Here is a 21,758-nt window from a genome sequence, read left to right as displayed (position 1 = left end):
CTTCGCAATTCTGGTCTGTCGCCAAAAACGCCACCGGGGAACTGGTCACCGGCGGGTCGTTGGGGCCTGCCGGGTTATTCGGCGGCCTCTGCCGGGATGACAGACACGTGTACTTTATTGTTCGCGCGGGTGCGGAACGCGACGCTGCCATCGACCAGAGCATAGATCGTGTGATCCTTGCCCAGGCCAACACCGGTGCCGACAGCCCACTTGGTGCCGCGTTGACGGATGATGATGTTGCCGGCGACGACAGCTTCGCCACCGAACTTCTTCACGCCGAGACGACGGCCAGCGGTATCACGACCGTTGCGGGATGAACCGCCTGCTTTCTTATGTGCCATAGTCTAGCTTCCTCTTATTCCTGGTCAGCCTTGGGCTCGGCCTTCTTGGCCGCGGCCTTCTTTGCCGGCTTTTCAGCGGCTTCGCCTTCAGCAGCGGCCTTCTTGGCCGGAGCCTTCTTGGGCGCAGCAGCCTTGGCTTCGGTGGCTTCAGCCTTGGGAGCTGCAGCCTTCTTTGCCGGGGCCTTTTCGGTCACGGTTTCAGTGGCTTCGGCCTTGGCGGCAGCCTTGATCGTCGGCTTGGCGCCGCCGGTCAGGATTTCCGTGATGCGCACGGTGGTCAGCAGCTGGCGGTGACCGTTACGACGACGCGAATTGTGGCGACGACGCTTCTTGAAAATGATGACGGTCTTCTGCTTCTTGGTCTCGACCAGCTCGGCAGCAACGAGTGCGCCTTCCACCAGCGGAGCGCCAATCACGTCGCCAACCATCAGGACTTCGTCAAAGGTGACGATGTCGCCGGCTTCGGCGTCGAGCTTTTCGATCTTGATGACGTCGTTGGCAGCAACCTTGTACTGCTTGCCGCCCGTCTTGATGACTGCAAAAGTCATATGCACAACCGAACGCTTCAAACGCCCGGTCCCTTTTCTGTCGCGCCCTGCGGCACCGCGGCTTTCATGCCAGCTTTTCGCGGTTTTTACGGTTGAAGGTCAGGGTTCTGACCGGCAGCCTCGAGCAGCGTTTTCAAACAAAACCAGCGCACCGGTGGGACCAGTGCGCGTGGGATCGGGGGCTTATCAAGAAAAAGGCCCCAAGAGTCAAGCGCTGTCGCAGGTTTCGGCAGCGCTCGGGCCTATCAACCCTGGCCGTGAGTGTACCAGTTGCGCAGGCGCACTTCGGTATGGTCGCCAACCCCGGTCTCGAGCACCGAAAGGTCGCTGTCGCCATAGTGATAGGGATAGACGATCCCCGGCTTGAAGACATTGATCGCTTCGACGGCCTGGTCGGGCGTCATCGTATAGGGCAGGTTCATGGGGAGGAAGGCAACGGCGATGTCGGTCAGCGCCAGCATGTCCTCGGTCGGCTCGGTGTCGCCGGCGACATAGACCAGTTTGTCGCCAAAGGTGAGGACATAGCCATTGCCGACGCCGACCGGGTGATAGTTCATGCGGTCGGCAGTGGTATTATGCGCCGCGATGGCCTTGAGTTTCACGCCATCGAGCTCGCCGTCCGCGCCATTGGCGATCGAGGTCGCATTGGCCTTGAGCGCCTCGGGCAGCTTGCCGAAAACATCTTCATTGGTGAGGAGCGGCGCCGAGCCGGCAATGGCTTCGAGGGTCGGCACGTCAAAATGGTCGCCATGGCCATGGGTGATGAGAATGGCGGTCGGGGCCGGCAGGCCCTCATAGAGCGCCGCGCCACCCACCGGGTCGACATAGATCACCTTGCCGCCCCATTCGAGCACGAGGCTCGCATGTTCGACCGGATGAATGACGAGGTCGCCCTCGCTGGTGGTGATCGTCTCGGCCATGGATGCGTCCTGAGCTGTTGCAAATCCTGCGCCGAGGAAATTGGCTGTGACGCCGACAAATGGCAAGCCGGCCATACCGATAACGACATTGCGTCGCGTGACCATTGGTTTCTCCCATCAAAGATCAAACTTGGACGCAACAGCAACGCATTTGCACGACAAGGGATCGACCGACACGGAATTGTGACTGTGCAAGCGAGACGCGCTTTCTGTGTCGAGGCGCATAAGGGGTGTTGCAGGCCGCGCGTCGCTATGCCATAAGCCGCCCCGTATCGACCGGCCGGGACTTTCAACTGTCCCTTTTCGATCTCGCGGAGAGATGGCAGAGCGGTTGAATGCACCGCACTCGAAATGCGGCATAGGGGCAACTCTATCGGGGGTTCGAATCCCTCTCTCTCCGCCAGTTTTCCTCCTCATCGACATATCAGCTTGAATTTCCGTGCAGGGCGAAGCTTTGCCTGCGTTCGGTATTATCGCTGTTCCATAGGGGTTTAGCCGGCCGCCCGGCCGTTTCCCTTACGCGGCATTAACCATTCCTATTTACGGTTTGCCCTCGGACGCGGAAGGGGACGCTGCCGGCCGGATCGGGGGCGATGCCCTCGCGTATGGCCGAGGCCAGACAATCTTTCCGATATTTTCGATTGTTCGGCTGCGCCGTCCGGCGTGGGCATTGCTGGCGTTTGGCATGATGAAGTTGCATTCGATGCGCAGTCGCCTGATGGCTTTGACCTGCATCGGCTTTGCCGTGGGGCTCATCGGGGTCACGCTGGCCGGCTCGACGCTGATGTGGCAGTCGAGCAAGGAAGAAGCCGAAGCCGCAGCGCGGGGGCTCCTTCGCGAATACGGCAATTCCATTGCCCGCGATATTTCCGGCGCCATCTCGATGGCCCGCACCACGGCGACTATGGCCAGGACCATGGCTCAGACGCCGTTCATCGATCGCGATGAAATGGGGCGGCTGGTGCGCGGCATCGTCGCCGACAATCCAGAGCTTTTGGGCGTCACGCTGGTCTTTGAGCCCGATGCGCTCGATGGCGTCGATCATCTCTTTGTCGACACCCCCTATTCCGACCTCACAGGCGGGCGCTTCGCCACCTATGCTTTCCGCGACGATGCCGGCGAAGTCGCCATCGAAAAACTCGATATGGCCGACGCCGCTGTCGATGTCTGGTACGGCACGCCCACCCGGGCCGGCCGCCCCGTCATCACCCCGGCCTATGTCGACCTCATCGAAGAGGTGCCGACGCTCATCACCACCATCGCTGCGCCCATCATTGCCGGCGACAAAGTCATCGGTGCTTCGGGCGTCGATATCGCGCTGTCCGAAATCTCGGGCATGATCGGCGCGCTAAAGCCGTTCAGCAGCGGCACGGCCTCGCTGATCGATGCCAGCGGCCAGTGGCTTGCTTCGCCCGATACGAGCCTTCTCGGCCAACACGCCAATGACCCCGCCGTAAACAACCTCGTCGACACCGCCATGCGTTCCGGCATGGCCGAAGAATGGGACGGCGCCACCTATCGCGCCGCCATTCCGATCAGCTTTGCCGGCGTCGAAGAGCGCTGGATGTTGACCATCGCGGTGCCGCAGGATGCCATGGTCGCCGGCGCCATCACGGCCCGCAACACCATGATCATCGTGTCGGTAGCCATCCTTCTGGCTGCGCTCATCGGCGCCTATTGGGTCGCGGCTCTTTTCTCCAAACCCATCGCGGTCATGTCTGGCATCATGCTCCGCATTGCCGGGCGCGAACTCGATGCGCAGGTGCCTTTTATCGGCCGCAAGGACGAGATCGGCGGCATGGCCGAGGCGGTGGACGTGTTCCGCCAGAACGCCATGCAGATCGACAAGTTGACCGAGGAAGAGGCCGAGCTACAGGCCCATGCCAATCGCCGGGCGGCAATCATGCAGGAGTTCCAGGCCGAGTTCGATTCCGTCGTCGAAGCGGGCCTCCGCGGTGATTTTTCCGCCCGCGTCACCTCGCGCTTTGCCGATGACGACATTTCGCGCGTCGCCGCCAATATCAATGCGCTGATGGATTCCATCGCCCGTGGCCTTGCCGAAGCCGGCGAAGTGCTTTCAGCCATGGCCCACACCAATCTCACCCGCCGTATGGAGGGGCGCTATCAGGGCGCCTTCGCCCAATTGCGCGACGATACCAATGCGGTGGCCGATTCCCTCGTTGCCATCGTGCGGCGCATTCGCTCGACCTCGGGCGAACTGCGCCTCGCGACCGGGGAAATCCTCTCGGGCACCAATGATCTGTCCGAACGCACCACCAGGCAGGCGGCGACCGTGGAAGAGACCTCGGCCGCCATGGAGCAATTGGCCGGCACCGTCACCGAGAATTCGCGCCGCGCTGAAGCGGCAAGCCTTGATGCGCGCAAGGCCTCTACCGTCGCCGACGAAAGCGAAGCGGTGATGCAGCGGGCGACCGCCGCCATGGCCGATATCGCCAGCTCCTCGCGAAAGATCAGCGACATTGTCGGGCTGATCGATGACATCGCCTTCCAGACCAATCTTCTCGCCCTCAATGCTTCGGTCGAAGCCGCGCGGGCCGGCGAAGTCGGCAAGGGTTTTGCCGTGGTCGCCGTCGAAGTGCGACGCCTTGCCCAATCTGCCGCCAGCGCGGCCGAAGACATCAAGAAGCTGGTGCAGAAAAGTGGGCAGGAGGTCGATGCCGGCACGCGCCTCGTTTCGGAAGCGGCCACGAAACTCCTCGCGATCCGCGATTTCGTGCGCAACAATGCCGGCCAGATCGAGGGCATTTCGGCGGCCAGCCGCGTGCAATCCGGCGCCATTGCCGAGGTCAGCGTCGCCGTCCGGCAAATGGACGAGATGACCCAGCACAATGCCGCGCTCGTCGAAGAAACCAATGCTGCCATCGAGCAGACCGAAATCCAGGCCGGCGAACTCGAACGCCTGATTTCCGCTTTCCGCGTCGAGCGGGATTCTCGTGCCGTGCGGATGCAGGCGGCGGAATAGCCGTCTTTCCCTTGGCCTCGGCTCGCCTATTGGCGGAGGGACAGCACCGTATTGCCGGTTGCACCCACCAGTCTCAGGCCACCATTGGGCAGGCTTTCGAAGCGGCTAACCTCCTCAAGGGCTGCAAGGAACGTCTGTTCCTGTTCCATCAGCCCATCGAGACAGGCCATCATGGTGGCGCCACCGGGCGACAGGGTCAGCCCCTCGCCGGAGAGGCTGAAGCCGCCAAAGAAGCGATTGCACGAGGCATTGCCGTGCATGCTGCCATCAAGGTCGAAGCTGATGGAGGTTTCCGACCCGGCGATGACCGGCTTGCCTGATATCTCCTCGACCTGCCACTCCCCGACCAGCAGGCTCAGCGGATCGCCGCCGCAGCCGACAAGCGCCCGATCGCCGATGGCGACCACGACGGCCTTGGGATGGGGCATGCCCGACATATTATCGGTGCAGATCTTGTCGACGGCAACGAGGGTAAAGGTCTTGTCGCCGGCCATGCCCGAATAGACCTCGATGTCCTCGGCGCGCACCGGTTCGGGTACGGGCTCGAGGCTGAAGGTCTCGCCCTCCATGCTGGAAAAGGTGATCGCCGTGTCGCTGATCTGGACCTGCCAGCCCGGCTCGTTGCCGCGGGCCGTCCAGTTCGCGGCTTCGGCCACTCCGCCCAGCAGCATCAGCGGTGCTACGGCCAAGAGGGCGCCGGTCCTGAAAAAATGATGAAGTCCGTTCGTCATGGGACAACTCTCCAAAATCAGGTTGATGGAAAGGGGGCAGGCGGGCCCGCCCCCCAAACTCACTCGACGATCTGGTCGCCGCCCTCTGGCGTCGTGCTGTCAAAGAGGAAGGACAGGATGATCATGCCCTCTTCGCAGGTGGCGTCGGTACGGCGGGCGAGCACTTCGCCACTGCGCGGCGCGGTATATTCGGCGACCACTTCGCCGAAGGTGTTGCGCTGGATGGCGACCTTCTGCCCCGCCTCGACGGCCTCGTTGAGTTCGACCAACAGTTCGACGAAGCCGCCATGGGTGGTGATAACAGGCGCCATGGCGTCGCCGATGAAAACGCCGCTGTCCTTGCCGGTCCGTCCGATCTCCCCGGCGATGACGCCGTGAAGTTTCAGGACATTCATCGTGCCTTCGACGAACAGCGGGATCATCTCATGGTCGAAAATGCGCGGGCGGCCGATTTCGGGGGTGAAAGAGGGGATGCCGGCATCGATCAGCGCATTGGGCAGGATGCCGGGATAGGCGATGTTGTCGAAGATGTGGTCGATTGGGTAGAGCTCGGCCATGGCCCGCACTTCGGGCAGGTCCATGCGGGCGAGGTGGAAGGATGTTGCGTCCATCCCGGTCGCAGCCGTGTGGAAGTCGATGGCATAGTCGAGATTGTTGCGCAGCAGCCGGTTGAAGACGAGGCCGGCATGGCGTACCGGCGCGTCCGGCGCATTTTCATTGCCGGGGAACAGGCGGTTCATGTCGATCAGGTCCATGCCGCGCCCCGAATTGTGCCAGCGGCGGGTCATGTCCTCGACGGCGGGCCGCGACAGGTCGAACACGGCCAGCACGCTGCCGGACATTTCAGCGGGGTCGAGCTCGGCCAGCACCTTCTGGATGGTGTGAATGGGACTCATCTCGTCCCCGTGCACGCCGCTGATCAGGCCCACCCGCTTGCCCGGCTTTTCGCCCTTGGTCACGGCAACCGACACATACCAGTGCTGCCCGGTGGGCATCTGCACGCCCTGAAAATAGAAAAAGTGCCGGCCAGGCTCCAGCGTTTCGATATCGAGCGCCGAGATCACCTGCTTGCCGCTGATGATGTCGCCGGTAAAAACGGTGCCGCCCTCGGATTTGGGCGTGGCGGCTTCCTGTGCGAGGGCCGAGCTCGTCATCAGGGTCGCCGCAGCGCCGACAGCTCCCAAGGAGGCGATCATGAAATTGCGTCGATCAAAACCCTCTTCGTGATCCCTAGTCATGAACTCTCTCCCGTCTGAAAAGCACAAAGCGATTTCAGCTAATCCAAGAACGGCGGCGCGGGAAAGCGTGGCCCCAGGCTCACTTGCAAATAGGGACATAGAGTAAAGCCGTGGGACGCCAGGCACATCAAAAGTGCCCCGCCCATTCGCTAAGATTGCTTCGAGCAGAAGTGGCTACGAACCGTTTTAGAGGAGCGCGATCTCGTGAAAGGCCTTAATTTCAAACTACTTCTTTCGGCCGTCATAATGGTTGCGGGCTGCGGTTCCGCCACGCTGGCCCAGGATATCGCCCCCATGGTCATGGTGCCCGATCATCCCGGTGGTGTTTCGGTCAATGGCTGCTTCCGCTCCAACGAGACGCTCTTCGGGCCCTATCGGGTGACCTTCTGCTTTGATCGGCGCGGCTCCTTCCAGGTGCGTGGCGGCGGCACCAGTTGCGATGGCCGCATGGACTGGCATACCTCAGGCCGCGATATCTTCATGGACCTGCACCGCACCTCCTGCGGTCGCCGCCAGGCGTGGGAAGCGGCCTCGGTCGATTGTCGTCCGCTGGGCTTCCTCGGCAATATTGGCCGCGTCATCGTCGGCGATACCCCGCGCATCCGGACGCTGCGCTGCACCTATCATCCAACCGTTCCCGGTGTTTCCCGGCGCAATTTCACGGCAACCCGCATTTAGGGCGCTCGGGGGCGAAATGAGCGAAGCGACCGACAGTTCTGCCGATCGCATTCCCAATTACGCGTTCTACCGCTGCGGTGGAAGCCGAACATCAGTTCGAAGCCTGGTTGTCGATCATGCGGCCGCTGGTCGCCATGGAGCCGCGCAGCCCGCGCGACGAAGGCTTTTCGGCCCAGTCGCTGGCTTGGGACATGGGCGCCCTGGCTCTGACACACACAGTCATGCCGGCCCTCGATTTTCGCCGCGACACAGTGCGATTGCGGGCAGATGCGGTGGATCACTGGCTGCTGGTCGCGCCGAAGCGTGGCGTCATGCGCTCGGAGGCGGGGCATCGGGCCGGCGCGGGGCTTTGTTATGTCAGGTCCATGCATCGGGTCAGCGCCGGCTCGACCACCGACTTCGATGCCGTTGCCCTCGTCGTGCCGCGCGACTTCTGCCCGGCCGGAGCGCCTGGCCTTGATGCGCTGCACGAGCGCCATGTCGCTACCGAGCTCGGCGGGCTTCTGGCCGATTATCTGCATTCGCTGCAACGGCAGTTGCCGCGGCTGGGCCCGAGCCATCTGCCCGCGGTCGTTGCCGCCACGCGCGCCATGCTCGTTGCCTGTACCACGCCGGGCAAGGATGCGCTCGCCGAAGCCATGCCGGTTCTGCAGGCGACGCAACTGGAGCGCGCAAAGCTTTTCATCCGGCAGAACCTGTTGTCACCCCGGCTCGGCGTCAGGGATCTCTGTCGCCAATTGGGCATGTCGAGAACCGCGCTCTATCGTCTCTTCGAGCCCCTGGGTGGCGTTGTGCACTATATCCGCGTCGCCCGGCTGCAGGATGCGCATCGCGCCCTCTCCTCGGGCACGACCGTGCGCCCCATTCACGAGATCGCGGCCGAGCGCGGATTTCTCGAACCTTCGGAATTCAGCCGCGCCTTCAAGCGCCACTTTGGCTATAGCCCGAGCGAGGCACGCCACGAGCGACACCTGCCCACGGCCAGCAAGGCCGGCTTCAGGACCATGGTCTCGCCCAGTCTTGGCGAGCTCGTCGGCTCGCTGCGCTAGGCTTCGACTGTGCTGGTCTTGCTCTCGAGCCGTATCACCCGCCAGCCGGTATAGCCGATCAGCAGGGTCATGAGGGGGCTGGCGATGTTGAAGAGGCAGAACGGCAGATAGACCAGGACCGGCACGCCCAGCACCGCCGCCATATAGGCGCCGCAGGAATTCCACGGGATCAGGGGCGAGGTGACGCTGCCGCCGTCGGCGACGGCGCGCGAAAGATTGCTCGAGGCCAGCCCGCGCTTTTTGAACTCGGCGCTGAAAATCCGCGCGGGCAGCACCACAGCCACATATTGATCGCCCGCCACGACATTGAGCCCGAAGGCCGAGCCGACAACCGTGGCGACCAGAGCGCCCGTCGATTTGGCCCGGGCGATGAGCGGGGTCACGAGCTTGAGCAGCAGCCCGAATTCATCGAGCAATGACCCAAAGACCAGCGCGCCAAGAATGAGCCAGATGGTGGGCAGCATGCTCGCCATGCCGCCGCGCGAAAGCAGGCTATCCACCTGTTCGAGGCCGGACCGCGCTTCAAATCCCGTCGCCATCACCTGCCAGCCGGCCTTGATATGCGCGACGATCGGGGGCAGGTCGGGCGCATCGATAAAGCGCAGCACCGCCTCGGACTGGAGGAAAGGCGCAAGGATCGCGGCGGCCAGCGCCGAAGCGGCGATGGCGAGCGAGGCCGGAACCTTGAGCACGGACAGTGCAACGAGCAGCACCACGGGGAGCAGCGTCCACGGCGTGATCACGAAGAGATCGGCAAGAGCGGCAAGTTCGGAATCGATCAATGAGTCGCTGGCCCCGGACGTGCCATCAAAGATTCCGAAGAGGACAAAACCCGCCAAGGCGATGACGAGGGCTGGGCCCGAGCTCCAGGCCTGGGCTCGCAAATGGGTGTGGATGGGCGTGTCCGTCAGTTGCGCGGCAAGGATCGCCGTTTCGGAAAGCGGGGACATTTTTTCCCCCACATAGGCTCCCGAGATCACCGCGCCCGCCGTGATCTCGGCTGAGACGCCGACCATGATGGAGAGGCCGACCAGTCCGACGCCGATGGTCCCGGCCGTCGTCCAGGAGCTGCCAATGCCAAAGGAGATCGCGGCGCAGATGAGAAAGGCGGCCGGATAGAACCATTCCGCACTCACGACCATAATGCCATAGTAGACCAGCGTGGGTATGGTGCCGGCCATGTTCCAGGCCCCGATCAGCGCGCCGATGGCAAAGAGGATGAAGATGGCGCTGACGACCGAGGAGACGCCCTTGCGCCCGGCCTCCGCCACCTCGTCCCAGGAGTGACCATTCTTGAGGACGATGAGGGCGGCGGTGAGCGCTGAAAAGATCAGCGCCACCTGCAGCGGCCCGTCCATGGCATCGTTGCCGAAGAGATAGACCGCCGCCGAAATCAGCACCGCCAGCACGATGAGCGGGATCAGCGCGTCTAGAACGGTCGGCTCCCTTATGCTTCTCGGCGGCGGCGAAGGGTCCATGGTCACCCCCGCGCCAGCCGGTCTTTGGCCGCTCCCCAGCTCCGCACAATCTGGATCAGCCCGAAGAGCGCGATGAGGCCGCCGCCGATCTGCATCAGCAGCAGCGCGCCGGTCATCGGCAGCGCAATGAGGAGGGCGCCGAGGAGGATATAGATCGCGGCGCCCGCGATCGAGGTCCAGATCGGGGGCGCATTCTCGCGGTAGCGGATGAGGATGAAGGCCTCCGTCAGCCCCACGGCAATGGCGCCGAGCCCGATCACCCAGGAGAGAACTTCAGGGGTCAATGCGCCAGCAAGGAAAGGACTGAGCAGCAGCATGATGCCGGCCAGCGCCGCGAGCCCCCCGCGAACGATGCTCAGCCAGAACGGCCAGCTCGATTCAATGCCATAGTTCTGGCTCGCCAGGGCCCCGAGCACGCCATCGACCAGCAATACCGTGCCGCCGACGACCACCACGACCTTGAGCGCATAATCGGGGAGAAACATGGCGACGAGCCCACCGATCAGCAAAAGCGCGCCGCGCAACAGGCTGAATGTCACTGCCCAACGCTTGGAAGACGCCGCCATTTTCTAACTCCTTGCACTTATGTGTCGTTGGGGCCCGCGGGCCGGTTTGTCACACGCTCGGTCTGCTCGCGTTTCAGGGGCCGTCGCCCTCCACGGCGTGCTCGACGATATCGCCCAGGGCGAAGGCCAGAACGAAGATCAGCCAGATGGCGACCAGCGCCACCACCGTGCCCAGCGCGCCGATGGCGATCCCGGCAAGGACGGCAATGCCGTCTTGATTGAGGACCCCCATGCAGATGACGGCAAGTCCGGCCGAGGGAATGAGGTTCATGAACGGCACCGGGGCCATGTTGACCAGCGCCAGGACAATGGCGATCACCGCGATGAAGGGCATGGCGGCCGGCCCCGTCAGTCCGCGCCAGCGCGGCTCGGAAATCCTTGCGACCCAGCGCACGATCATGGCCAGCGCCTCGAGCAGCTTCTTGATGACCTTGAGAGGCAGCGGCATGCGGCCAAACCAGCTGCCAAAGCTCATCGGCCGGCGCAGCAGCATGGAAATGCCGACCGCGAACATGGCGAGAGCCATGAGGAAATTATAGCCGGGTGGGCCGGGCAGGAGGTTGAGGAGCGAAAACAGCATGATCGCCAGCACATGCGAACGCTCCCCCACCATGGCGAGGAGATCGGCGCAGGTCAGGGCGGCATCGGGCCGCCCCGCCCGTTCGCGCAATTGCGCGACGATGACATCGACAATCGGGATGATCGGGTCGTGGTCTCGATCATGATTGCTATCATGATCATGGCTCTCGTCGGTCATGCCGGCACGACCTCCCGTTGAGCCATCCTGACCCGCCTCGCTCATGCCAATGCCTTGGCCTTGAGCGTCTTGAACTCGGCCTCGGAGATCACCCCGTCCTTGAGAAGGCCGCTGGCGCGGGCGATCTGTTCGGCCGGCGAGGTGCCCGCGACATTGCGGATATAGGTTTCCGCCTCCGCCCGCGCTTCCTGGCTCGCCTGCACCTGTCGCTTGCCCATGCCGCCGCCGCGGGTGAGCAGATAGGCAAGCGCCGTCAGCATCGGCAGGAAGATCAGCGCAATCACCCAGATGGCCCGGGCAAACGGACCGATCTCGCGATCCCGGAACAGGTCGACGATGATCTGGAACAGCACGATGAGATAGGTGATGAGGAAGAAGGTCGAGAGGATCAGCCAGAGAAATTCCCAGAAATTGCTAGACATTTTTCACCTCGGATCGGGGTTCTTGCAGATGGTCAGTAGTCCACGGCATCGCGGATGATCGGGCAGGTCATGCAGTGGCCGCCGCCGCGTCCGCGGCCCAGTTCGGAGCCGGAAATGGTGATGACCTCGATGCCGGCCTTGCGCAGCAGCGTGTTGACATAGGTGTTGCGGTCATAGGCGAAGACGACGCCGGGCGAGGCGCAGACGAGGTTGGCGCCGCTGTCCCATTGGGTGCGCTCGCGCGTATAGTCATTGCCTGCCGTCTCGACGACGCGGATCTGGCTCAGCCCCAGGGCCTCGCGCACGGTTTCAACCAGCCCGCCATTGTCCTTTTTCAGCTCCAGCCCGCCATTGCCGTCGGGCCGATAGGAGAAGCACTCGATGGGATTGACGATATCGGGATAGATCAGCACGCAGTCCCGATCGGCAAAGGTGAAGACCGTGTCGAGATGCATGGCGGCGCGCAGTTTCGGCATGGCCGCCACGATGACGCGTTCCACCGCGCCCTTCTCAAAGAGGGTCTTGGCGAGTTGGGCGATGGCCTGGCGCGAGGTGCGCTCGCTCATGCCGATGAGCACATTGCCCTTGCCGATGGGCATGACATCGCCGCCTTCGAGCGTCGAAAGGTCCCATTCCTTGGTCGGGTCGCCCCACCAGACATTCACCTTGCCGGCAAAATCGGGATGGAACTTGTAGATTGAGCTGGTGAGCAGCGTTTCCTCGTGCCGCGCCGGCCAATAGAGCGGGTTAAGCGTCACCCCGCCATAGATCCAGCAGGTGGTGTCGCGCGTGTAGAGCGTGTTGGGCAGCGGGGGCAGGAGATATTCGTTCACCCCGGCAGCGTCACGCACGAGGTTCATGCGCTCCCCGCCGATCGCATCGGGGAATTCGTAGGTGGAAAGGCCCCCGATCAGGGTTTCGGCGAGCTGCCGGTTGGAGAGCCCATCGAGATAGGAACGCACGTCGTCGACGAGATCGGGGCCAACTTTGTTGGGCGCGATCTGGTTGTCGAGAATCCAGGCCCGCGCCTCGGGCAGCGCTACGGTTTCCTCGAGCAGGTTGTGCATCTCCACCACGTCGACGCCGCGCTCGCGCAGCTTGTTCATGAAGTCGAAGTGGTCGCGCTTGGCCACATCGACCCACATCACGTCATCGAAGAGGAGATCGTCGCAGTTGGATGGGGTCAGCCGCTGATGCGCCTTGCCCGGCGCGCAGACCATGACCTTGCGCAATTGGCCGACTTCGGAATGGACGCCAAAACTGGATTCCATGCTTCAAGCTCCTCGATCAGGGGGTAATGGCGCCGGTCAGAAGGCCAATCGTTCCCGCAGCGGCCGCCAAAACGGTGACGCCGAAGATGATCAGTTCGACCGGGGTGAAGAATTTGGCTCGCTGCTCGCGGCGGGCCCAGAAGTAGAGGATCAGCGTTCCGGGCACGAAGAGCACGGCGACCAGCAGCACATATTTCAGCCCAGCGGCCACGAACATGAAGAGCGTATAGACGACGGCGATCCAGGCGATGACCTGGTCCATTCCGCGTTCGCTGTCGTCGGCGCCATAGCCGATGCCGCGACGGGCCACGATCACGCCATAGCCGGCCACAAGCAGATAGGGCAGCAGCGCGGTAACGCTGGTCATATCGAGCATGAAGTTGAAGGCGTCGGCCGACCAATAGGTCGAGATGACGAAGAGCGAGACCACGATATTGGTCAGCCAGAGCGCATTGGCGGGCACGCCATTGCCGTTCTGCGCCGCGAACATTTTTGGCATGTCGGCGGATTTGGCGGCGGCGAACATCACCTCGGCGCAAATCAGCGACCAGGCAAGATAGGCCCCGAGCACCGAAACCAGCACGCCGATGGAAATGAAGATGGCGCCCCAATGGCCCACGACCAGTTCGAGGGCACCGGCGAGGGAAGGATTGGCTACCCCGGCAATGGCGGCGCGCGGCGCGGTTGCAAAGGGCAGGAGGGTTACCGCGACCATGAGCCCGGTGACGGCGACAAAGCCGAGCACCGTGGCGCTGCCGACATCCTCGCGCTTCTTGGCAAAGCGCGAATAAACGCTCGCCCCTTCGATGCCGAGAAAGACGAAGACGGTGATGAGCATGGTGTCGCGCACCTGCGCCACAAGGCTCTTTTCGGGCATGTCGAGCCCGCCGAAGAAGTTCTCGGAGAACTGGGAATAGTTGAAGAAGAAGATGAAGATCAGGATCGCGGCCACGATGGGCACGATCTTGGCGATGGTCACCACGGTATTGATGAAGGCGGCCTGTTCGACGCCGCGCAGGATCATGAAGTGGAAGGCCCAGATGCCGAGCAGCGACACGATGATGGCAATCGGGCTGCTGCCGTCGCCAAAGAGTTCGGGGAAGAAACGTCCCAGGGTCGAGCCTATGAGAACCCAGTAAAAGACGTTGCCGAGACAGCTTCCGAGCCAATAGCCGAAGGCGGAGAGGAAGCCCATATAGTCGCCGAAACCGGCCTTGGCATAGGCAAAGACGCCGGAGTCGATGTCGGGTCTTCTCGTCGCCAGCGACTGGAAAACCCGGGCCAGCATATACATGCCGGTGCCGGCAATGGCCCAGGCGATGATGGCGCCAAAGGGGCCTGTTGCGGTGGCGAAACGGCCCGGCAGGTTGAAGATACCGGCTCCGACCATGGACCCTATGACCATCGCCGTCAGCGCAAAGAGCGATAGTTTCCCCTTGTCAGCCACTGCCATATTGCCGCGCTCCCCTAACAGGCTCCAACAAAAGACAAATCCGCTTTGGAGCCAGTTGAGGCTACCGCTCGCAAGGGCGTGAGGAGAATGGCATGGCGTCCCCGCACTAGGCTGGGTGTCCCGCCGGTTAACTTTCGTTGCGCACTGATATTGCGGCGGAGCTTTTCGGATTTTTGCGTTGGGGGGCGGGGTGCCTGGGGACGCCTGTCTTGCCGCCTCGATGATGACGCGCCCCGCGCACTCGCGCGACGGCGCATTGCTGCCGGCCTCATTCGGGCAGGGCGACGGCCCTCGAACTAAACCCAAACAATTCCGTCAACAGATAAGTAATTGCACGACTTGTCTGCCAATCCAGGTTCTTGGCAATGCGTCCATCTTTTCGGATTCCATGTTCATGTGGCGTTGTCCGGCTTTTCGTCTGTGATAACGTCAGTCAAATCGGAAATTACTATTTTGGAATCTCGAGGCCGCGGCCGAGCCTGCTGGCAACGACATGGGTTTGGCGCCATCGGCAAGCGAGCGATCCGCGCCTGATAGGGAGGTCTCATGATGATAAAGACACTAGTCCGGTTGGCCATTGCGGCGTTTGCCGTCCTGGTGCTGTCGCTGCCCGCCCTGGCCCAGATGCATGGGCCGGCGGTCACCGTCGCCAATGTCAATCTGCGCAATGGGCCGGGCACCAATCATGCGGTGGTCCGCGTCGTGCGCTCAGGCGAAGACGTGACGATCGTGCGCTGTGAACGCAACTGGTGCCTCGTCAATGCCGGGCGCGATACCGGCTGGCTGGCGCAGAACTATGTGATGCGCGTCATCGCCGCGCCGCCCCCGACGCTCTGGCCCGATTTCGACTTCGATACCGGCCCGACGCGCGTGTGTTTCTACGATCGTCCCAATTTCCGCGGCGACAGTTTCTGCCTGCGGCCCGGCAACGGCAATGACGACCTCGGCAACTGGCGCAACCGGATCGCTTCGGTCGCCATGCGCGGCGGCCAGAGCAGTTCGCTCAGCGTCGACCTTTGCACGGCCCGTAACTTCCGCAACTGCACATCGGTGCGCGACGACATGCCCAATGTGAGCCGCCACCTGCAGGGCGCCATCGCTTCGGTCAAGGTCTGGTAGGCCAGAGCAGCCGCCGGTCCCATCCACCAAAAGATCACGGGTGCGATCCCTCCACCCGTGATTTTTATGCCCGTCCGGGACCTCGGGCGCAGTTGGGACGGCCAGCCGCTTAATGGGACGGTGAGCGATTGTTGGCTCTGGCTACCGGGATAAACTTCTGATCCCGGAAGTCTCAGGAGCTCTGTGCGTCATGGCTGCCTCTAAAACCAAGTCCCTGGTTTCGTTACTGTTTGTCGGCCCGGCTGTTGCGGCTATCGCACTTCTGGCGGCGGCGCCGGCTGCGTTCGCGCAAGCGGCGCGCACCCCGGTCGTGTTCGAGAATGTCATGATTTTTGATGGCCAGTCGGATGCGCTGAGCGGCCCGTCCAATGTCCTCGTCAAGGATGGCAAGATCGCCGGTATTTCGACCACGGACATCAGCGAAGACGGCGCGACGGTGATCGATGGCGAGGGCAAGGTCCTGATGCCTGGCCTCATCGACGCGCATTGGCACACCATGCTCATCGGGGTCACGCCCGATACCGGGCTTGCCGATATGGGCTATACGCACCTGATTGCCGGCGTCGAGGCGACCGCCACGCTGATGCGCGGCTTTACCACCGTGCGCGACCTTGGCGGGCCGGCCTTCGGGCTCAAGAAGATCATCGACCAGGGCCTCATTCCCGGCCCCCGCATCTATCCCTCCGGCGCCATTCTCACCGTCACCAGCGGCCATGGCGATTTCCGCACCTTTGCCGATCTGCCACGCAGGCCGGGTGTGTTGACCCCCATGGAAGAGGCCGGCATGTCCATGGTCACCGATACGCCCGACGAGGTGCGCATCCGCGCCCGCGAGCAATTGATGCAGGGCGCTTCCCAGATCAAGTTGACGGCCGGCGGCGGGGTGGCCTCACCCTTCAGCCCGCTCGATGTTTCCACCTTTACCAGTGCCGAGATCGTGGCCGCCGTCGAGGCCGCAGCCAACTGGGGCACCTATGTCGGGGTGCACGCCTATACGCCGCAGGCGGTGCAGACCGCGATCAATTCGGGCGTAAAAGTCATCGAGCACGCGCATCTGATCGACGACGAAACCGCGCAGATGATGGCCGACAAGGGCATCTGGCTCAGCACCCAGCCCTTTACCGAACAGATGGGCGCAGGCCTGCCGCCGTCCTCGCTCGACAAGTTCCACGAGGTGCTGCATGGCACGACCAACATCTACGGTTTTGCCAAGAAGTATAACATCAAGACCGCCTGGGGGACGGACATCCTGTTCTCGCCCATTCTGGCGCGCGGCCAGAATGCCATGCTGGTCAACATGCTCGAATGGTACACCGCGGCAGAAGCCCTGAAGATGGCCACTGGCACCAATGGCGAGCTGCTCCTCCTCTCGGGCGAACGCAATCCCTATCCCGGCCGCATTGGTCTCATCGAGGAGGGTGCCTATGCCGACCTGCTGCTCGTTGATGGCAATCCGCTCGAAGACTTGAGCCTTGTCGGCAATCCCGAAAAGAACTTCCTCATCATCATGAAGGACGGGGTCATCTACAAGGATATTACCGGCGAAGCGGAATAGGCATCGTCCGGAACGAAGAGGGTTTCACCCATTCGCGCGTTTGCGAGGCTCAAGGTCCACAGTCTGTTAACCGACAGGGGCAAACGCGCGATGACGGATCGCCTAGATAGGAACACAGGGACAAGGTCTGGGACGGAATGCACATCCGTTTCGACAAGTATCTGATATTGTCAGTCAGCAAATTGCCTGTCTCGGGCCATTCGAGACAAGCAGTTTGCGGGCGGCGGCAATATCTGGATAAAACTCTAACGTAGTCATTCTGCCTTTTTGGCTTTTTCAACTGCTCGTTCGGGATTAGATTGGTCGGCGATAGCAGCCGTCGCCAACGCCCAAGGAGCGTTCGAGAACCCGAGGGCACATTGGCCGCTCCCCGGCGACGACTATCCAAACCCCTGAAGCGCCTCGTTTTCGGCGCTTTGGCTTCTTGCCTTTGATTGCGTGTTTGGCCCGTCCGCTTACCGCTGTGGCCAGTCCCCCTTCGGGACAGACAGGTCGCTTTGGCGCGGTTCCGTGGCCAGCAGTTTTCCGCCTTCCCAGAAGGCCGGAGAACTCTGAGGGGGAGCGTCAGAATGTACCATGCGTCGAGTATTCGTCCACGTTACCAGCCCACCGGACCGCTGATAGATACGCCGGATGACGAAGCTATAGGTCTGAGACCTATAGATTTTTCTACAAATGAAGTGTGCGAGGAAGATCGGTTCGACGCCTGGCGCGACGTCCATTCCGCCGCCTTCGATCTCATTCCCAGCCAGCCCAGCCGAAATTTTCGCGCCCGGCATCGCACCTGGGATCTGGGGAGCATGGCTTTCCAGACAGTCGAAACCGACAGCCTCCGTTTTGCCAGCCTTGCCGAACAATCCAAGCGCGATCCGCTCGATCACTGGGTGGTTTCGCTTTTCGTCACCGGGCGCTGCACCATCGAAGGGGCACGGGTCCTCCTCGAAAATATCGCGGGAATTCCGCAGCTTACCTCCCTTGCCGATCCCTTCCATGGCCAGGTCACGGCCGGCAAGGCGCACCTGCTCTATATTCCGCGCGATACCTGCCGGGACACCGCCCACCTCCTCGACGCCGCCTCGATAACCCTGCTGCAAGACGGTATGGGCGGGATTTTTGCCGACTATATGCTGAGCCTTGAAAGTCGGATGCCGCAGTTGCAGCAGGGCGACCTGTCTGAGCTTGTCGCCGCCACGCGTGCGCTGCTTCTGGCGGCCATCGCGCCCTCGCCGGATCGGCTCGAAGAGGCCGGCGCCATGATCAACCACGCCCTGCTCGAACGCGCCCGGCAATGCGTACAGGACAATCTGCAAAATCCGGCGCTCGATGTGAATTTCATCCTGCGCGGATTGGGTGTGTCCCGTTCCCGCCTCTATCGCCTGTTCGAAGCCTCGGGCGGCATCATGCACTATATCCAGAAGCGTCGCCTCCTGGCCGCGCACAAGGTCCTCGCTGATCCTTTGAGCGGGCGACGCATCTTCGAGGTCGCGGAGGATTTCTGCTTCAACGACGCCGCGGAATTCAGCCGCGCCTTCCGGCGTGAATTTGCCTACAGCCCCTCTGATGTAAGGGCGAACAGGCAGCACCCCGTGGCCGATCGCGCCCAAGGGAACCCCTATGCTAAAGACCTGACCGATCTCCTCAAGCGCATGCAGAGCTGAGCGTCATTCGTTGTTCCTGCAAGGCTGCTAGAGGGTAGATGACGGAGTGGCGAGGCCACTCCGTGTCACGCGCATGTCATTGTCCCTCGCTAGAACCAGCTCATTCGAATGAGTTGGAACAATGCGGAATCAAGGCCATTCCTGGGAGGAAACCCGGGACCGGATCAGTGAAGAAATCACCTCGGGTCGTCTCGCGCCAGACACGCGACTGCCCTCGGAACCCGAACTTTGCCTGCTCTACGGCACGCGGCGCCATTCGCTGCGCAAGGCGCTTGCGGCGCTTGTCGGCGAGGGCAAGTTGCGCGTGGAACATGGTCGCGGCACCTTCGTCGAACGTGCTCCGCTCCTCAATTATGTGATCGGTTCGCGCACCCGCTTTCGCGAAAACCTGATGTCGCAGGGCCTGACGGCCTCGGGCGAAACGCTGGCCGAAATGACCATCCCGGCGAGCAAGCGCGTTGCCTCGGCATTGCAGATTGCGGCCGAGGCGCAGGTCTTTGCCCGCTCCTGGCGCGGCTTTGCCAACGATCTGCCGATCAGCATCGGTTGGGCCTATCACGAGGTTGAGCGGTTCCCGGATTTGCCGGAGCGGCGGCGCGAGCTGACCTCGATCACCAAGGTCTACCATTCCTACGGCATCACCGATTACCGGCGCCTGCGCACCACCGTTTTCACGCGCCTCGCCTCGGAAAGCGAAGCAGGCATGCTGATGCTCCGGCAGGGCCAGTCCGTGTTGGTGGTGCAAAAGGTCGATGCGGATCTCGATGGAAAACCCATCGGTTTTTCCGAGGCCGTGTGGGCCGGCGACCGGGTGCAATTCACCTTCGAGACCGATCAGCCGACCGTGCTGACTACCGAGAGAAGCAATGATGTTTAACGAGACAACCTCCGGCGGCTCCGACCACGCCGCGACGCTGGGCGTTCTGGCGCGGGCCCGGCCCGAACGGTTGAAGCAGCTTGCCGAAACCCTGCTCGATGCCATGGGCGAGATTGCCGTCCTGACCAATCGGACAGGGCTCGTCATGGTGCCGATGCGCGACACGGTCGAAAATGTCGATTTCCACCTCGGCGAGGTGCTGGTCAGCGAAGCCCATATCGCCGATGCCGCCGGCCATGTCGGCTATGGCATGGTCACTGGCCGCGATCTCGAACGCGCCATGGCGATGGCTGTCGTCGACCTGCGGATCGCTACGGTTGGCGAAGAACCGGCAACGACTGGCTTTCTCACCGAAGAGCGCGCGCATCAGGCAGAAGCAGACACCGCCCGCATGCGGCAGGTTGAAGCCACCCGCGTCGAAATGGAGACGTTCTGATGCTGACCGTTGCTCCTCCCGATGCTTTTGAACTGCGCACCAATGGCACTTTCGAAGCGCTGATGTGGGCGCTGTCGCGTCCCGGCGATAGCAGAGACATGCCAGAGGCTGGCCTTGCGCCTGTCATCGAAGCGCTGGTCGATCTTGAATGCGCGGTTTTTGCCGACGCGCCGGACCTCCGTGCCGAAGTGGCGGCGACCGGCGCGCTGCTGGTCGACGATTTCTCGCAGGCCGACCATGTGTTCCTGTCCTCGCTGGAAGGCCTCGAAGCCCGGCTGGCGAGCCTGCGCTGTGGCAGCGCGCTTTATCCCGATGATGGGGCGACGCTGGTGGCCGTGGCGCGGCATGGCACTGGACCGCGACTTCGTCTTTCCGGGCCCGGCATTGATGGCGTCACCGAAATAAGTCTCGGCGTGTCGCCGGGTTTCTGGGCGCTGCGCGACATGCTCTGCGCCTATCCCGAAGGCTTTGACGTCTTTTTCGTTGATGGCCGTTCGGTGATCGGCATTCCGCGCTCGACCAAGGTGGAGGTTCTCTAGAATGGCCTATGTCGCAACCCGCGGTGGCGAAAAGGCCATCGAACAGGCCGAGCGCCTTTTCCGGCAGGATCTGGGGACGATCGACGCGACGCGCGTCGAGACAATCCAGCAGACCATGCCCTATCTGATCGACCGCGTGATGGGCGAAGCCTCGCTCTATAGCGAGGAACTGGCTGCACTGGCGCTGGCGCAGACCGGCGGCGAACTGTCGGAAGCCGTGCTGGTGCTGCGCGCCTGGCGCACGACGCAGCCGCGCATCGCCATCTCCCGGCCCGTGCAGCAAGACGAAATTCTTACGCAGCGCCGTATTTCGGCGGCGTTCAAGGACATTCCCGGCGGACAGATCCTGGGGCCAACGCTCGACTATTCCCACCGTGTGCTGGCGACCGACGTGCTCGAAGGCAAGCCCTATGCGCCGCCAGCGGTGGAAGCCGCAGCGCGACCTGCGCCAGCGCATCAGCCATCCCTCGCCGATTGGCAGCGTCAGCAGGGCCTCGTCGCGCCCTCCAACGAACCAAAAATAGCCCGCGAAGATATTCCCGACCTGACGCGCGAACCCCTGCTGTTTCCGGCCTCGCGGGCGCATCGTCTGCAAAGCCTTGCCCGTGCCGAAACCGGCGGCGTCCTTGCCCTCGGCTATTCGGCCATGCGCGGCTATGGCAATGCTCATCCGACGGTCAATGAACTGCGCTTGGGCGAAGCCGAAGTCGTGGTGCGCCATCCCCGCGGCACCGAGTTTTCCGCCGGGCGCGTGCGCGTCAGCCAGGCCGAAGTAACGTCCAAGGAAAAGGGCGGGTTTCTGGAACTGGGCTTTGCCGCCACGTTTGGCTGGAACGAGGTGAAGGTGATCGCGGCGGCAACGCTCGATCTCAATTCGGCCGAAGCCCCGGTCGGCTCGCCGGTCCACGAAGAATTCTATCTCTATCACACCGAAAGTGTCGAAGCCTCGGGCTTCTGCATCCACTTCAAGCTGCCGCACTACGTCACCTTCCAGTCCGTGCTCGACGCGATGCGCGACGCCAAGGCGAAGCAAGCGGCAAGCGCCATGCCGGCCGAAACACGCCAGACGGAGCCCGCAGAATGAGCCTTTCATCCCTGACAAAACCCTGGGCGGCCACCAGCTACGGTTTTCTCGATGC

21 protein-coding genes and 1 tRNA gene are annotated in these 21,758 nt (G+C 62.6%); 11 read left to right on the top strand and 11 right to left on the bottom strand.

The features are described from left to right. Positions 1-74: 74 nt before the first annotated feature. From rpmA to ABW043_RS13420, 3 genes are all read right to left on the bottom strand, one after another. Positions 75-341, bottom strand: coding sequence for a 50S ribosomal protein L27 (rpmA, locus tag ABW043_RS13430; protein WP_092426362.1), 267 nt, complete (start codon positions 339-341; stop codon positions 75-77). A gap of 14 nt (positions 342-355) precedes the next feature. Further along, positions 356-889 carry a 50S ribosomal protein L21 gene (gene rplU / locus ABW043_RS13425; RefSeq protein WP_353921712.1) on the bottom strand — a complete coding sequence of 178 codons (534 nt, stop codon included), beginning with the start codon at positions 887-889 and terminating at the stop codon, positions 356-358. Between the two features lie 245 nt (positions 890-1,134). Further along, entirely contained in the window at positions 1,135-1,914 is a 780-nt protein-coding gene (locus ABW043_RS13420; protein ID WP_353921711.1) for an MBL fold metallo-hydrolase, read from the bottom strand. Positions 1,915-2,122: 208 nt separating this feature from the next. On the opposite strand from ABW043_RS13420, the gene ABW043_RS13415 reads away from it, so the two are divergent. Both ABW043_RS13415 and ABW043_RS13410 read left to right on the top strand, forming a co-directional pair. Continuing rightward, positions 2,123-2,212: transfer RNA gene (locus ABW043_RS13415), tRNA-Ser, on the top strand. A gap of 282 nt (positions 2,213-2,494) precedes the next feature. Then, on the top strand, positions 2,495-4,792 hold the full coding sequence (locus ABW043_RS13410; RefSeq protein WP_353921710.1) for a methyl-accepting chemotaxis protein: 2,298 nt from the start codon (positions 2,495-2,497) through the stop codon (positions 4,790-4,792). Between the two features lie 26 nt (positions 4,793-4,818). On the opposite strand, the gene ABW043_RS13405 is transcribed toward ABW043_RS13410, so the two are convergent. Both ABW043_RS13405 and ABW043_RS13400 read right to left on the bottom strand, forming a co-directional pair. Further along, positions 4,819-5,523, bottom strand: a complete 705-nt coding sequence (locus tag ABW043_RS13405) for an META domain-containing protein (RefSeq protein ID WP_353921709.1) — start codon at positions 5,521-5,523, stop codon at positions 4,819-4,821. Between the two features lie 59 nt (positions 5,524-5,582). Then, positions 5,583-6,761, bottom strand: coding sequence for a succinylglutamate desuccinylase/aspartoacylase family protein (locus ABW043_RS13400; protein WP_353921708.1), 1,179 nt, complete (start codon positions 6,759-6,761; stop codon positions 5,583-5,585). Positions 6,762-6,965: 204 nt separating this feature from the next. On the opposite strand from ABW043_RS13400, the gene ABW043_RS13395 reads away from it, so the two are divergent. After that, entirely contained in the window at positions 6,966-7,439 is a 474-nt protein-coding gene (locus ABW043_RS13395) for a hypothetical protein (protein ID WP_353921707.1), read from the top strand. Between the two features lie 77 nt (positions 7,440-7,516). Then, positions 7,517-8,488 (top strand): helix-turn-helix domain-containing protein, encoded by a 972-nt coding sequence (locus ABW043_RS13390; RefSeq protein ID WP_353921706.1) that lies wholly within the window; start codon positions 7,517-7,519, stop codon positions 8,486-8,488. Here the strand turns inward: ABW043_RS13390 and ABW043_RS13385 are convergent. From ABW043_RS13385 to ABW043_RS13360, 6 genes are all read right to left on the bottom strand, one after another. Next, a complete protein-coding gene (locus ABW043_RS13385; protein ID WP_353921705.1) occupies positions 8,485-9,966 on the bottom strand; it encodes a Na+/H+ antiporter NhaC family protein in 1,482 nt (493 codons plus the stop codon). The two genes, ABW043_RS13390 and ABW043_RS13385, sit on opposite strands and share 4 nt — an antisense overlap. Before the next feature lie 2 nt (positions 9,967-9,968). Beyond that, positions 9,969-10,532, bottom strand: a complete 564-nt coding sequence (locus ABW043_RS13380; protein ID WP_353921704.1) for a DUF308 domain-containing protein — start codon at positions 10,530-10,532, stop codon at positions 9,969-9,971. Positions 10,533-10,605: 73 nt separating this feature from the next. Continuing rightward, positions 10,606-11,289, bottom strand: a complete 684-nt coding sequence (locus ABW043_RS13375) for an exopolysaccharide biosynthesis protein (RefSeq protein ID WP_353921703.1) — start codon at positions 11,287-11,289, stop codon at positions 10,606-10,608. A gap of 41 nt (positions 11,290-11,330) precedes the next feature. Then, complete coding sequence (locus ABW043_RS13370; protein WP_353921702.1) at positions 11,331-11,711, bottom strand: PLDc N-terminal domain-containing protein; 381 nt, start codon at positions 11,709-11,711, stop codon at positions 11,331-11,333. A 32-nt stretch (positions 11,712-11,743) separates the two neighbouring features. Further along, positions 11,744-12,982, bottom strand: coding sequence for an arginine deiminase (locus tag ABW043_RS13365; protein ID WP_353921701.1), 1,239 nt, complete (start codon positions 12,980-12,982; stop codon positions 11,744-11,746). 16 nt (positions 12,983-12,998) lie between these two features. Next, entirely contained in the window at positions 12,999-14,435 is a 1,437-nt protein-coding gene (locus tag ABW043_RS13360) for a basic amino acid/polyamine antiporter (protein WP_353921700.1), read from the bottom strand. Positions 14,436-14,984: 549 nt separating this feature from the next. On the opposite strand from ABW043_RS13360, the gene ABW043_RS13355 reads away from it, so the two are divergent. The 7 genes from ABW043_RS13355 to ABW043_RS13325 all read left to right on the top strand — a co-directional run bounded on the left by ABW043_RS13355 (position 14,985) and on the right by ABW043_RS13325 (position 21,703). Further along, positions 14,985-15,554, top strand: a complete 570-nt coding sequence (locus ABW043_RS13355; RefSeq protein WP_353921699.1) for an SH3 domain-containing protein — start codon at positions 14,985-14,987, stop codon at positions 15,552-15,554. Between the two features lie 190 nt (positions 15,555-15,744). Next, positions 15,745-17,109, top strand: coding sequence for a metal-dependent hydrolase family protein (locus tag ABW043_RS13350; RefSeq protein ID WP_353921698.1), 1,365 nt, complete (start codon positions 15,745-15,747; stop codon positions 17,107-17,109). An 800-nt stretch (positions 17,110-17,909) separates the two neighbouring features. Continuing rightward, positions 17,910-18,767 (top strand): helix-turn-helix domain-containing protein, encoded by an 858-nt coding sequence (locus ABW043_RS13345; protein WP_353921697.1) that lies wholly within the window; start codon positions 17,910-17,912, stop codon positions 18,765-18,767. Between the two features lie 121 nt (positions 18,768-18,888). Beyond that, on the top strand, positions 18,889-19,644 hold the full coding sequence (gene phnF / locus ABW043_RS13340) for a phosphonate metabolism transcriptional regulator PhnF (RefSeq protein WP_353921696.1): 756 nt from the start codon (positions 18,889-18,891) through the stop codon (positions 19,642-19,644). Beyond that, entirely contained in the window at positions 19,637-20,080 is a 444-nt protein-coding gene (locus ABW043_RS13335; RefSeq protein ID WP_353921695.1) for a phosphonate C-P lyase system protein PhnG, read from the top strand. The genes phnF and ABW043_RS13335 overlap by 8 nt, the downstream gene beginning before the upstream one ends. Next, the gene (gene phnH / locus ABW043_RS13330; protein ID WP_353921694.1) at positions 20,080-20,619 is read left to right on the top strand and encodes a phosphonate C-P lyase system protein PhnH; all 540 of its coding nucleotides are present in this window, start codon (positions 20,080-20,082) and stop codon (positions 20,617-20,619) included. The genes ABW043_RS13335 and phnH overlap by 1 nt, the downstream gene beginning before the upstream one ends. A gap of 1 nt (position 20,620) precedes the next feature. Continuing rightward, positions 20,621-21,703 (top strand): carbon-phosphorus lyase complex subunit PhnI, encoded by a 1,083-nt coding sequence (locus tag ABW043_RS13325; RefSeq protein ID WP_353921693.1) that lies wholly within the window; start codon positions 20,621-20,623, stop codon positions 21,701-21,703. The last annotated feature ends 55 nt before the right edge of the window (positions 21,704-21,758 follow it).

It is taken from the genome of Devosia sp. (genome assembly GCF_040509215.1).
Lineage (GTDB): Bacteria > Pseudomonadota > Alphaproteobacteria > Rhizobiales > Devosiaceae > Devosia.
Note: the sequence above shows the minus strand (reverse complement) of the source record. Positions and strands in the feature narration are given on the sequence as shown.